Source organism: Alkalilimnicola ehrlichii MLHE-1 (genome assembly GCF_000014785.1).
Lineage (GTDB): Bacteria > Pseudomonadota > Gammaproteobacteria > Nitrococcales > Halorhodospiraceae > Alkalilimnicola > Alkalilimnicola ehrlichii.
Map to the genome: position 1 here is coordinate 1111980 of NC_008340.1, position 11946 is coordinate 1123925.

The 11946-nt window shown below is 67.1% G+C and carries 12 protein-coding genes and 1 pseudogene; all 13 read left to right on the forward strand.

All coding sequences use genetic code 11. The annotated features are described in order from the left end of the window. Window positions 1-8: 8 nt before the first annotated feature. The 13 genes and pseudogenes from fliM to MLG_RS05065 all read left to right on the forward strand — a co-directional run bounded on the left by fliM (window position 9) and on the right by MLG_RS05065 (window position 11943). Window positions 9-1196, forward strand: a complete 1188-nt coding sequence (gene fliM, locus MLG_RS05005) for a flagellar motor switch protein FliM (RefSeq protein ID WP_011628723.1) — start codon at window positions 9-11, stop codon at window positions 1194-1196. Then, window positions 1193-1873, forward strand: a complete 681-nt coding sequence (gene fliN / locus MLG_RS05010) for a flagellar motor switch protein FliN (RefSeq protein ID WP_011628724.1) — start codon at window positions 1193-1195, stop codon at window positions 1871-1873. The genes fliM and fliN overlap by 4 nt, the downstream gene beginning before the upstream one ends. Before the next feature lie 80 nt (window positions 1874-1953). Further along, window positions 1954-2361 (forward strand): flagellar biosynthetic protein FliO, encoded by a 408-nt coding sequence (gene fliO / locus MLG_RS05015; protein WP_041717917.1) that lies wholly within the window; start codon window positions 1954-1956, stop codon window positions 2359-2361. Further along, entirely contained in the window at window positions 2358-3110 is a 753-nt protein-coding gene (gene fliP / locus MLG_RS05020; protein WP_011628726.1) for a flagellar type III secretion system pore protein FliP, read from the forward strand. Before fliO ends, fliP begins: the two co-directional genes overlap by 4 nt. 40 nt (window positions 3111-3150) lie before the next feature. Then, window positions 3151-3426, forward strand: a pseudogene (gene fliQ / locus MLG_RS05025) (flagellar biosynthesis protein FliQ); the annotation flags it as partial. A gap of 25 nt (window positions 3427-3451) precedes the next feature. Beyond that, window positions 3452-4234, forward strand: coding sequence for a flagellar biosynthetic protein FliR (gene fliR / locus MLG_RS05030; protein WP_011628728.1), 783 nt, complete (start codon window positions 3452-3454; stop codon window positions 4232-4234). Window positions 4235-4354: 120 nt separating this feature from the next. After that, window positions 4355-5527, forward strand: a complete 1173-nt coding sequence (gene flhB / locus MLG_RS05035; protein ID WP_011628729.1) for a flagellar biosynthesis protein FlhB — start codon at window positions 4355-4357, stop codon at window positions 5525-5527. A 70-nt stretch (window positions 5528-5597) separates the two neighbouring features. Beyond that, window positions 5598-7718, forward strand: a complete 2121-nt coding sequence (gene flhA, locus MLG_RS05040) for a flagellar biosynthesis protein FlhA (protein ID WP_011628730.1) — start codon at window positions 5598-5600, stop codon at window positions 7716-7718. Between the two features lie 18 nt (window positions 7719-7736). Further along, a complete protein-coding gene (gene flhF, locus MLG_RS05045) occupies window positions 7737-9137 on the forward strand; it encodes a flagellar biosynthesis protein FlhF (protein WP_011628731.1) in 1401 nt (466 codons plus the stop codon). 34 nt (window positions 9138-9171) lie between these two features. Next, entirely contained in the window at window positions 9172-10005 is an 834-nt protein-coding gene (locus MLG_RS05050; protein ID WP_041717918.1) for a MinD/ParA family protein, read from the forward strand. Continuing rightward, window positions 10002-10730 carry an RNA polymerase sigma factor FliA gene (locus tag MLG_RS05055; protein WP_011628733.1) on the forward strand — a complete coding sequence of 243 codons (729 nt, stop codon included), beginning with the start codon at window positions 10002-10004 and terminating at the stop codon, window positions 10728-10730. The genes MLG_RS05050 and MLG_RS05055 overlap by 4 nt, the downstream gene beginning before the upstream one ends. A 51-nt stretch (window positions 10731-10781) precedes the next feature. Beyond that, the gene (gene cheY / locus MLG_RS05060; RefSeq protein WP_011628734.1) at window positions 10782-11177 is read left to right on the forward strand and encodes a chemotaxis response regulator CheY; all 396 of its coding nucleotides are present in this window, start codon (window positions 10782-10784) and stop codon (window positions 11175-11177) included. Window positions 11178-11181: 4 nt separating this feature from the next. After that, window positions 11182-11943 carry a protein phosphatase CheZ gene (locus MLG_RS05065; RefSeq protein ID WP_011628735.1) on the forward strand — a complete coding sequence of 254 codons (762 nt, stop codon included), beginning with the start codon at window positions 11182-11184 and terminating at the stop codon, window positions 11941-11943. Window positions 11944-11946 lie beyond the last annotated feature (3 nt).

Genomic DNA, 11946 nt, shown 5'->3' on the forward strand with positions numbered 1-11946 from the left:
TAGGACCCATGGCCCAGGACATACTCAGCCAGGATGAAATCGACGCCCTGCTGCATGGCGTCGACGACGGTGCGGTGGATACCGAGGACGACGCCGAGCCTGGCGAGTTGCGCTCGTACAACTTCACCGCCGAGGAGCGGATCGTGCGTGGGCGGATGCCCACGCTGGAGATGATCAACGAGCGCTTCGCCCGGTTGTTCCGCATCGGGCTGTTCAACATGCTGCGCCGCACCCCGGAGGTGTCGGTGGTGGGTGTGGAGATGATGAAGTTCGGCGAGTACGTCCATACCCTGTTCGTGCCCACCAGCCTGAACCTGATGCGGGTGCATCCGTTGCGCGGCACCGGGTTGTTCATCATCGACCCCAAGCTGGTCTTCATCGTGGTGGACAACTTCTTCGGCGGCGACGGGCGGTTCTTCGTCAAGATCGAGGGGCGCGAGTTCACGCCCACCGAGCTGCGGGTCATCCGCATGCTTATCGATCAGGCCTTCGAGAACCTGGAGGAGGCCTGGAACCCGGTGATGAACGCCGAGTTCGAGTACATGCACTCGGAGGTCAACCCGCAGTTCGCCAATATCGTCAGCCCCAGCGAGGTGGTGGTGGTCAGCAAGTTCCATGTCGAGCTCGACGGCGGCGGCGGCGATATCCACGTGACGCTGCCCTACACCATGATCGAGCCGATCCGGGAGCTGCTCGATGCCGGCGTGCAGTCGGACCGCAACGAGGTGGACGAACGCTGGACCCGCTCCCTGCGCGAGGAGATGAAGTTTGCCGAGGTGGAGCTGTCCAGCGTGCTCACCGAGGTGGAGGTGAGCCTGCGCGATGTGATGAACATGAAGCCGGGCGACATCATCCCGGTGGAGTTGCCGGAGGCGGTGAAGGTGTATGCCGAGGACATGCCGGTCTTCCGCGGCCGCTACGGGGTACGTCACGGCAATACCGCCATCAAGATCACCGAGCGGATCCAGCCGCGCGCCGAGCAGGACGCCATCCATTGGCTGGAGAGCGAGGAAGAGGAGCGCGAGGCACCCGCAGAGGCGGAGGTACAGGACAAGGCCAAAGGTAAGACGGGCGACAAGGCGTCCGCGGACGGGGACAGCGGGGGCCGGGGGCGGCAACGGCGCGGCAGGGCCGCGGCGGCGTCCCGGACCGCAAGACAGTCGCGAGACCGTAACAAGGGCGGTGAGCAGTCATGAGTGAGGAGCGGAAGGATCAGACCGGCGCCGACGAGGCCTGGGAAGAGGCCATGGCGGAGCAACAGGCCGGCGAGACCGGACGTGCCCCGGAGTCGGGGCAAGCGGCCGGGCAGGACGAGGCGGCCAGCGACAGCGCGTCGGATGGGGTAGATGATGAGCCCGCCGGCGGGAAGGCCGCCGCTGATGCCGGGTCGGAGGTGGATCAGCAGGCCATGGCGGACGAGTGGGCGCGGGCTATGGAAGAGCAGACCGGCGACGACGAGGCTGGACAGAGTGGCCCGGAGGAGCCGTCCGCCGGCCAGCGCGCGGCCACCGAGGCCCGGGAGACGCAGCGCCAGGAGAACTGGCAGGCGGAACGGGCCGAGCTGGATGAGCTTGAGCCCGATGCCGGGGCCGGGCGCAATCTGGGCGATGAAGAGGCCAACCTGGATGTCATTATGGACATCCCGGTCACCCTCTCCATGGAGATCGGTCGCACCCAGATCAGCATCCGCCACCTGCTCCAGCTCAACCAGGGGTCGGTGGTGGAGCTGGACCGCCTGGCCGGCGAGCCGTTGGATGTGATGGTCAACGGCACGCTCATCGCCCACGGCGAGGTGGTGGTGGTCAACGAGCGCTTCGGCATCCGGCTCACGGATGTCATCAGCGCCGCCGAGCGTGTCAAAAAGCTGCGCTGATGGTTTTCCGTCGCCACCCTTCCTGCCCGTCCCCGACCGGGTGTCGAAAACCCGGCGCCGCCCTGTTGGCGGTATCCGGGATGTGGCTGCCCGGCCTGGTCTGGGCCGGTGAGGGCGGCGTGCCCAGCGTGGATGTCACCGGCATGGCGCGGGTGATTGTCGGGCTGGTGGTGGTGCTGGTGTTGATCGCCCTGCTCATGCTGGCCCTGCGCCGCATGGGCGGTGTGGGCGGGTCTGCCAATGGGCAGATGCGCGTCCTGGGGGCCCTGTCGGTGGGCCAACGGGAGAAAGTGGTACTGGTTAAGGTGGGGTCGACCCAACTTCTCGTGGGGGTGGCTCCCGGGCGGGTACAGACTTTGCATGTGCTGGATGAGCCCCTGGAGGGGCTCGAGGCGGAGGCCACACGCGGCGCCCCGGACATGCAGGGCAGCCCGTTCGCGGAGCGGCTGCGTCGAATGATGCAGCAACACCACCACGAGAAGAAATGATGGCTCGACGCACATTCCTGATCCTGATCGCGCTGGCCGGCCTGACGGCACCCGTCGTGGTGCTGGCGCAGCCGCCGGGCCTGGAGGCGCTGCGCATCACCGAGGGTGAGGACGGTCAGACCTGGAGCCTGAGCCTCCAGGTGCTCATCCTTATGACCCTGCTGACGCTGCTGCCGGCAGGGCTGCTGATGATGACCAGCTTCACCCGCATCATCATCGTCCTGGCCATCCTGCGCCAGGCCATGGGTACGGCCTCCACCCCCTCCAACCAGGTGCTCATCGGCCTGGCGCTGTTTCTCACCCTGTTTGTGATGGCCCCGGTCTTTCAGGAGGTCCACGACACCGCGCTGGCGCCCTACCTGGCCGAGGAGATGGCGCCGGACGAGGCGCTGGAGGCGGCCAGCGAACCCATGCGCGGGTTCATGATCGCGCAGACCCGCGAGTCCGACCTGGGGCTGTTCCTGCGCATCGCCGGCTACGACCAGGTGGACAGCCCGGACGATGTGCCCTTCACGGTGCTGGTGCCGGCCTTCATGACCAGCGAGCTGAAGACCGCCTTCACCATTGGCTTCATCATCTACCTGCCCTTCCTGGTGATTGACCTGGTGGTGGCCAGCACCCTGATGTCCATGGGCATGCTGATGCTCTCGCCCATGATTATCTCGCTGCCGTTCAAGATCCTGCTTTTCGTGCTGGTGGACGGCTGGTCCCTGCTCATGGGCACGCTGGCCTCCAGCTTCTTCCTATAACGCCGCCGTCGCCGCCAACCGTCGAACCCATCGGGAGGGATTCGCCATGACTCCGGAACTGGCCATCGAACTGGGCAAGCAGGCGCTGACCGTGGCGGTGCTGCTGGCCGGGCCCATTCTGCTGTCCGCACTGATCACCGGTCTGCTCATCGGCCTGTTCCAGGCCGCCACCCAGATCAACGAGCAGACCCTGAGCTTTGTGCCCAAGCTGGGGGTCATGGCGCTGGTGCTGTTCATCATGACCCCCTGGATGCACACCATCCTGACCGACTTTACCCGGCAGCTGTACCGCGGCATCCCGGGCTTCATCGGGTAGGCCGGGTCGGACGGGGGCGCGCGGCATGGAGTTCACCATCGGCGAGATCACCGCCTGGGTCGGCAGCCTGATGTGGCCGCTGATGCGCGTGGGGGCGATGGTGATGGTGGCGCCGGTGTTCGGCAACCAGTTGATGCCGGTCCGGGTCCGGGTCTTTTTCGGCCTCGCCCTGGCGGTGGCTGTGCTGCCGGCCGTGGGCGAGGTGCCGCCGGTGGATCCACTCTCCGCCGAGGGCCTGCTGATCAGTGTGCAGCAGGTGCTCATCGGGCTGATCATGGGCTTTATGCTGCTGCTGGCGGTGAACGCGGTGGTGGTGGCCGGCGAGAGCATGGCCCTGGCCATGGGGCTGGGCTTTGCCACCATGGTGGATCCCCAGACCGGTATGTCGGTACCGGTGCTCTCGCAGGTGATGCTGGTGATCGTGACCCTGGTCTTCCTGGGCATAGGCGGGCATCTGATGCTCATCGAGCTGACCGCCGCAAGCTTCTCCGCCCTGCCCATCGCCGCCGAGGGGGTGGGCCGTGAGGCCTTCTTCGAGGTGGCGGCGTGGGCGTCACAGATGTTCGCCGGCGCGGTGCTCATCGCGCTGCCGGTGGTCACCGTGTTGCTGATCATCAACCTGGCGCTGGGGGTGATGACCCGCGCCGCGCCCCAGATGAACGTCTTCTCCGTGGGCCTGCCCATCACCATGCTGGTGGGCCCGGTGCTGGTGTTGGGCCTAGTGCTGCCGGTGTTGCCCACCCGCATGGCGATGATCTGGTCCCACGCCTTCGCGGTGGTGCGCGACCTGCTCGCCATCACCGGCTGATTGGCCGGCAATTTGCATTACCCCCCGCAGGCCCGCCAGCGACGGAATGCCGGCGGTCACGGGGCGGCCAGGCCGGGCCAGGGAGACAGCGCACCGGCGCGGGGATGACGGGGGCAGCTCATGGCCGAAGAGAGCGAGAACGGCCAGGAGAAAACCGAACAGCCAACCCCGAAACGGCTACAGGACGCGAAGAAGAAGGGGCAGATACCGCGCTCGCGGGAGCTGACCACCACGCTGCTGATGCTGTTCGCCGCCCTGGGCATGCTGATGTTCGGCGGCTACATGGGGGAGGGCATTGTCGGCCTGCTGGAGTGGTCCTTCCAACCCGGCCGCGAACAGATCTTCGACCCCAAAGAGCCCATCGCCCGTGTCCATGAGGCCCTGGGCCGGGGCCTGCTCATCGTCGCCCCCTTCGTCGGGCTGATGATGCTGGTGGCGCTCATCGGTCCGGTTGCCCTGGGCGGCTGGACCTTCAGCGCCCAGCCGATGATCCCGAAGCCGGAAAAAATGAACCCGGTGAAGGGCATCAAGCGCATCTTCGGCCCCAAGGCCCTGATTGAGCTGGCCAAGGGCATCGCCAAGATCCTGGTGGTGGGCGCCGTGGCCGGGGTGTTCTTCTACCTGTTTCAGGACGAGCTGCGCTCGCTGGCCCTGGCCCCGCTGCAGTCGGCCATGGCCCACGCCATCGAGCTCTTTTTCATCGCCTTCTTCGTCCTCGCCGCCTCTCTGATCATCGTGGTGGCGGTGGACGTGCCCTACCAGCTTTGGGACCACCAGAAGAAGCTGCGCATGACCCGCCAGGAGGTGAAGGACGAGTTCAAGCAGACCGAGGGTAAGCCCGAGGTCAAGGGCAAGATCCGGCAACTGCAGCGCGAGGCCGCCCAGCGCCGGATGATGGAGAAGGTGCCCGAGGCCGACGTGGTGGTCACCAACCCCACCCACTACGCCGTGGCCCTCCAGTACGACCAGCTCAGGATGCGCGCGCCCCGGGTGGTGGCCCTGGGCAAGGACCAGGTGGCGCTGCGCATCCGCGAGATCGCCGGTGAGCACGGTATCCCGCTGTTCGAGGCGCCGCCGTTGGCACGGGCCTTGTATCACACCACGGACATCGACCAGGAGATCCCCGCCGGCCTCTACATGGCCGTGGCCCAGGTGCTGGCCTACATCTACCAGCTCCGGGCCGCCCGGGGCGGGCAGAGCGAGGCGCCGCGGCGCCCGGCGCCGGACATCCCGGCGGAATTCCGGGCCTACGCCGAGCAGGGGGCGCCCGGGGAGCGGGCGTCAGACGACTGACGGCGCCGGTGACAAAAACCCGGCAGGAGCGGCCCGCAAAGGGCCGGAGCAGAGGAGCGGATAAAAGACGATGAACGCCACCCTGATGGACAATCTGCGCAGTGTCGGCCCGCTGGGCCTGGGTACGCCCCTGCTGGTGGTGGCCCTGCTGATGATGCTGGTGGTGCCGCTGCCGCCCATCGGGCTGGATCTGCTGTTCACCTTCAACATCGTGCTCTCGCTGTCCATCCTGCTGGTCACTGTCTACGCCATGCGGCCGCTGGACTTCGCGGTCTTCCCCACCATCCTGCTCATCGCCACCCTGCTGCGCCTGGCGCTGAACGTGGCCTCCACCCGGATCATCCTGCTCGACGGCCATACCGGTACCGCAGCCGCCGGGCGGGTGATCGAGTCCTTCGGCGAGTTCGTCATCGGTGGCAACTACGCCGTCGGCCTGGTGGTCTTCACCATCCTGATCATCATCAACTTCGTGGTGGTCACCAAGGGGGCCGGCCGGGTGGCCGAGGTCTCCGCCCGCTTTACCCTGGATGCGCTGCCTGGCAAGCAGATGGCCATCGACGCCGATCTGAACGCCGGCATTATCGACCAGAAGCAGGCCAAGGAGCGGCGCGAGGAGGTGGCCCGCGAGGCCGACTTCTACGGCTCCATGGATGGCGCGAGCAAGTTCGTCCGCGGCGATGCCATCGCCGGCATCCTGATCCTGGTCATCAATCTGGTCGGCGGGCTGTCCATCGGCATGCTGCAGCACGACATGATCTTTGGCGATGCCGTGCGCAACTATTCGCTGCTAACCATCGGCGACGGACTGGTGGCGCAGATCCCCTCGCTGGTGCTCTCCACCGCCACCGCCATCATCGTCACCCGGGTAGCGGACAGCCAGAAGATGAGCGACGCGGTCACCGGGCAACTGTTCAGCAACCCGCGGGTGCTCTGGGTGGTGGGCGGTGTCATCTTCTTCCTGGGGCTGATCCCGGGCATGCCGCTGTTGCCCTTCGCCTTTTTCGGCACCGTCTGCCTCACCGCCGCCTACCTGATTACCCAGCGCCAGAAGGAGGTCGCCGAGGCCGAGGCGCAGGCCGGTGCCAAGGCCAGCGGTGAGCAGGCCGAGGCCAAGTCGCCGGAGCAGCGCGAGCTCAGCTGGGACGACGTACCGCCGGTGGACGTGGTGGGCCTGGAGGTGGGTTACGGCCTGATCCCGATGGTGGACCGCAACCAGGGCGGCCAGTTGCTCACCCGGATCAAGGGGGTGCGCAAGAAGCTCTCGCAGGACCTCGGCTTTCTCATCCAGCCGGTGCACATCCGCGACAACCTGGACCTGGGCCCCAACACCTACCGGATCTCCATCAAGGGGGTGCCGGTGGCCGAGGCAGAGGTGCAGCCCGGGCGCGAACTGGCCATCAACCCCGGCAGCGTTCAGGGCCAGGTCAAGGGCATCCCCACCAAGGACCCGGCCTTCGGCCTGGAGGCGGTCTGGATCGAGCCCTCGCAGCGGGATTACGCCCAGACCCTCGGCTACACGGTGGTGGACACCAGCACGGTGATCGCCACCCACCTGTCGCAACTGGTGCAGCAGAACGCCCACCGCCTGCTGGGGCACGAGGAGGTGCAGAAGCTGCTGGATATCCTCGCCCAGAGCCAGCCCAAGCTGGTGGAGGAGGTGGTGCCCAACACCCTGCCGTTGTCGGTGGTGGTGAAGGTGCTGCAGAACCTGCTGGAGGAGCGCATCCCGGTGCGCGACATGCGCAGCATTGTCGAGATCCTGGCCGAGTACGGGGCGCGCAGCAAGGACCCGGCCCAGCTCACCCAGGCGGCGCGCGAGGCACTGGGCCGCCAGATCGTGCAGAACATCGCCGGCATGACCCGGGAGCTGCCGGTGATGACCCTGGATCCGCAACTGGAACAGATGTTGCTAAATGCAATACAGGGCGGCGGGGAAACGTCGGGCGGCTTCGAGCCGGGCCTGGCCGAGCGCCTCCAGCAGTCGTTGGCGGACACCACCCGCAAGCAGGAGATGGCGGGTCAGCCGGCGGTCCTGCTCACCTCGCCGCAACTGAGGAGTTGGCTGCAGCGGCTTATCCGCCACAGCGTGCCCAGCCTGCACGTGCTCTCGTACAACGAGATCCCGGATGACCGCCAGGTTCGCATCGTAGCCACCGTAGGCCAGCAACAGCAGGTCGGCGGCGGCCAATAAAGGACAAGAGGGCAGGCGATGAAGATCCAGCGCATATTCGCCGAGGACATGCGGCAGGCCATCCGTAAGGTGCGCGAGGAGCACGGCCCCGAGGCCGTGATCCTCTCCACCAAGCCGGTTGAGGGTGGGGTGGAGGTGATCTCCGCCATCGACTACGACGAGCGGGCCGTGCAGCAGGCGGCGGGTGGCGCCGGCGAGCGGGGGGCGGGGCGTCCCGGCGGTTTGCCGCTGGGGGCCATCGGCGAGAACCGCCACCGCCGTCAGACGACCGCGGAGGCGGCCGCCGCTGGCGGGGCGTCCCGGCGGCAGGTGGACATCACCGTGGGCGACGATGACGACGGGGAGGCCCTGTTCGCCGATCTCCAGGCCGCCCATGAGCAGTCCAGTCGCGAGGCGGCGGCGCAGCAACCGGCGGCGGGGGAACGGCCTGTGCGGCGCCGGGGCCGAGGGGCTGAGACCGCGCCCCGGGTGGAGTGGGCCCAGGACCCGGCCATGAATGAGATGCGCGAGGAGCTGCGCCAGTTGCGCGGGTTGTTCGAGAGTCAGCTCAGCCTGATGGAGTGGGGCCGGATGGGGCAGCGGCACCCGGCCCGGGCCGGGCTGCTCAAGCGCCTGGCCGATATGGGGATGGGCAGTGACGTGGCCCGCCGCCTGGCCGACCACATCCCCGCCGAGGCGGAACCGGGCGAGGCCTGGGCCCGTGCCCTGGCGATCATCGAGCGCAACCTGCAGGTGGCCGAGGACGACATCCTGGAGCAGGGCGGGGTGATGGCCCTGGTGGGGCCCACCGGGGTGGGCAAGACCACCACCGTGGCCAAGCTGGCGGCGCGCTTTGCCCTTAAGCACGGCCGCGATCAGGTGGCCCTGGTCTCCACCGATACCTTCCGCATCGGCGCCCAGGACCAGTTGCGCAATTTCGCCAGCATCCTGCAAGTGCCGGTCTACAACGCCGCCAGCGGCGAGGAGCTGGCCGGGGTATTGGAGAATCTCGATGACAAGCGGTTGGTGCTGGTGGACACGGCGGGCATGAGCCAGCGTGACGTGCGCCTTGCCGAGCAGTTCACGGCCCTGCGCGAGAGCAGTCGGCGACTGCGCACCTGCCTGGTCCTGTCGGCGGCGACCCAGTTGAGCACGCTGACCGAATCCATGCGCGCCTTCGCGGTGGCGGAGCCGCAGGGCTGCATCTTCACCAAACTGGATGAGGCCACCAGCCTGGGCGGGCTGCTCACCGTGGCCCTGCGTAGCCGGCTGCCCATCGCCTGGCTGGGGACCGGACAACGGGTGCCGGAAGACCTTGAGGTTGCCAGGGGTGATAGACTAGCCGAACTAGCTAGTACCTTGGTGGAGGAGTGCCACCAGGAAGTGGACGAGGAGGCCCTGGCGCTGAGCCTGGGCGGTTCAAGGCATGCAGGCGAGTAACACGGATTCCGATCAGGCAGCAGGACTGAGACGCATGGCTAATCCCAGACCGGTCAAGGTCATTGCCGTAACCAGCGGCAAGGGCGGTGTCGGCAAGACCAACGTGTCCGTCAACCTGGCGGCGGCACTCAGTGCGCAGAAGCAGCGCGTCATGCTCATGGACGCGGACCTGGGGCTTGCCAACGTGGATGTGATGCTCGGTCTGTCGCCGCGAAAGAACCTCTCCCACGTCATTGACGGCACGGCCAGCCTGGAGGAGGTGCTGCTCCAGGCGCCCGGGGACTTCACCATCGTGCCGGCCTCGTCGGGCACCCAGCGCATGGCCGAACTCACCCCCGCGGAGCATGCCGGGCTGATCCGCAGCTTCAGCGAGCTCAATCACGAGCTGGACTACCTGCTGGTGGATACCGCCGCCGGCATCTCCGACGGTGTCATGAGCTTCGCCAAGGCCTCGCGCGAGGTCCTGGTGGTGGTCTGTGACGAGCCCTCCTCCATCACCGATGCCTACGCCCTGATCAAGGTGCTCAACCGCGACCACGGGGTGGAGCGCTTTCACATGGTGGCCAACCGGGTGCGTTCCCCCGAGGAGGGCCGGCAGTTGTTCCGCAAGCTCTCCGCCGCCACCGACCGGTTCCTGGACCTGGCCATCGACTACGTGGGCATGGTCCCCGAGGACGACTGCCTGCGCCGTGCGGTGCAGAAGCAGCAGCCGGTGGTGACCAGTTACCCGGGCAGCCCGGCCGCGCGGGCCTTCAAGGACATGGCCATGCGGGTGCGTAAGTGGCCCTCGCCGGCGCATCTGGCCGGCACCCTGGAGTTCTTCGTGGAGCGCCTGGTGCAACACAGCACCGGGGAGGTGTCCTCATGAACGGACATGCCATGTACGCCGAGGTGGCGGCTCAGCACGACAACGATCTGCTGGTGCAGCACGCCTCGCTGGTCAAACGCATCGCTCACCACTTGGCCGGCCGTTTGCCGCCCAGTGTGCAATTGGACGATTTGATCCAGGCCGGCATGGTGGGCCTGCTGGAGGCGGCGCGGCAGTTCGACCCCGGTCAGGGGGCCAGCTTTCAGACCTACGCCGGTATCCGGATCCGCGGCGCGATGCTGGACGAGATCCGGCGGCTGGACTGGACCCCGCGCTCGGTACACCGCAAGGGCCGCTCGGTGGCCGAGGCCATCCGGGCCGTGGAGCATCGGACCGGGCGAGATGCCCGCGACCACGAGGTGGCCCAGGAGCTGGGCATCACCCTCGATGAGTACCACCAGATCCTGCAGGATGTCTCCACATCCCGCATCTTCAGCATCGACCAGGAGGATCCGGCCACCGGCGAGCCCCATCAGTTGCCCGGGGATCATCCGGAGCCGTTCGCCGAGATCACGGACGAGGGCTTCCAGAGGGCACTGGCCGAGGCCATCCGCCGGCTGCCCGAACGGGAGCAGCTCATCATGGCCCTGTACTACGACGAGGAACTCAACCTGCGCGAGATCGGCGAGGTGTTGAATGTCACCGAGTCACGCGTCAGCCAGATCCACGGTCGGATTGTGGTCAAGCTGCGAGAGGCGTTAAAGGAATGGCTCGGCCGGAGCTGAGCCGTGCCGAACACCACTGGGCCGGATGCAATTAGGGGGATAGCCATAGCCATGAACAAGAATATGAAGATCCTCATCGTGGACGATTTCTCGACGATGAGGCGGATCATCAAGAACCTGCTGCGCGACCTGGGCTTCAACAACACGGTGGAGGCGGACGACGGCAAGACGGCGTTGCCCATCCTCAAGCGCGGCGGCATCGATTTCCTGGTCACCGACTGGAACATGCCGGGCATGAGCGGCCTGGACCTGCTCAAGGAGGTGCGCGCCGACCCGGAGCTCAAGGACCTGCCGGTGCTCATGGTCACCGCCGAGGCCAAACGGGACCAGATCATCGCGGCGGCCCAGGCCGGGGTCAACGGCTATATCGTCAAGCCCTTCACCGCGGTCACCCTGAGGGAGAAGATCGAGAAGATCTTCGAGCGGATCGACGCCGGGGGGGCCTGAATCCATGGGGCGTGAACAGGACGACACCCTGGCGCAGTACCGGGAGGCCGCCGAGCGCCTGCTGGCCGCCGTGGAGCAGGGCGATGCCCAAACCGCTGACGCCATCGTCGACGAGTTGACCCACCTGCGCGAGACTGAGCTCTTCCAGCAGCTGGGGCAGCTCACCCGCGATCTGCACGAGGCCATCAAGTCCTTCAAGCTGGACACCCGGCTGTCGGACATCGCGGCCAACGACATCCCCGATGCCCGCGAGCGCCTGAACTACGTCATCACCATGACCGAGCAGGCCGCGCACCGGACGCTGGGCATTATCGAGGAGGCCATGCCGCTCACCGATACGCTGCGCGACCAGTCCGCCGAGCTGGCCGAGCGCTGGCGCGCCTTTCGCCGCCGTGAGCTCTCCGCCGACGAGTTCCGTACCCTGTCGCGGGATATCGACGGCTTCCTGGGACGCACCCGGCTCTCCGCCTCCGACCTGCACAGCAAGCTCTCCGAGGCGCTGATGGCCCAGGACTACCAGGACATCACCGGCCAGATTATCCGCCGGGTCATCGGACTGGTGGAGGAGGTCGAGGAGAACCTGGTGCAGATGGTCGCCCTGTCCGGCAAGGCCCGGGGTGAAGAAACCCGCCGGGCTGCCGATAAGCCCCGGGAGAGCAAGGAGACCGACATGCGGGGCGAGGGGCCGCAGATGCCCGGCAAGGGCGAGGACGTGGTCAAGGGCCAGGACGACGTGGACGACCTGCTGTCCAGCCTCGGCTTCTGAGCC

Excerpts from the sequence above, each read along its gene's own strand:
- fliO (WP_041717917.1), top strand. The coding sequence starts at position 1,954 with ATGTGGCTGCCCGGCCTGGTCTGGGCCGGTGAGGGCGGCGTGCCCAGC.
- MLG_RS05055 (WP_011628733.1), top strand. The coding sequence starts at position 10,002 with ATGAACGGACATGCCATGTACGCCGAGGTGGCGGCTCAGCACGACAAC.
- fliM (WP_011628723.1), top strand. The coding sequence starts at position 9 with ATGGCCCAGGACATACTCAGCCAGGATGAAATCGACGCCCTGCTGCAT.
- cheY (WP_011628734.1), top strand. The coding sequence starts at position 10,782 with ATGAACAAGAATATGAAGATCCTCATCGTGGACGATTTCTCGACGATG.
- flhA (WP_011628730.1), top strand. The coding sequence starts at position 5,598 with ATGAACGCCACCCTGATGGACAATCTGCGCAGTGTCGGCCCGCTGGGC.
- fliP (WP_011628726.1), top strand. The coding sequence starts at position 2,358 with ATGATGGCTCGACGCACATTCCTGATCCTGATCGCGCTGGCCGGCCTG.
- fliR (WP_011628728.1), top strand. The coding sequence starts at position 3,452 with ATGGAGTTCACCATCGGCGAGATCACCGCCTGGGTCGGCAGCCTGATG.
- MLG_RS05065 (WP_011628735.1), top strand. The coding sequence starts at position 11,182 with ATGGGGCGTGAACAGGACGACACCCTGGCGCAGTACCGGGAGGCCGCC.
- flhF (WP_011628731.1), top strand. The coding sequence starts at position 7,737 with ATGAAGATCCAGCGCATATTCGCCGAGGACATGCGGCAGGCCATCCGT.
- flhB (WP_011628729.1), top strand. The coding sequence starts at position 4,355 with ATGGCCGAAGAGAGCGAGAACGGCCAGGAGAAAACCGAACAGCCAACC.
- MLG_RS05050 (WP_041717918.1), top strand. The coding sequence starts at position 9,172 with ATGGCTAATCCCAGACCGGTCAAGGTCATTGCCGTAACCAGCGGCAAG.
- fliN (WP_011628724.1), top strand. The coding sequence starts at position 1,193 with ATGAGTGAGGAGCGGAAGGATCAGACCGGCGCCGACGAGGCCTGGGAA.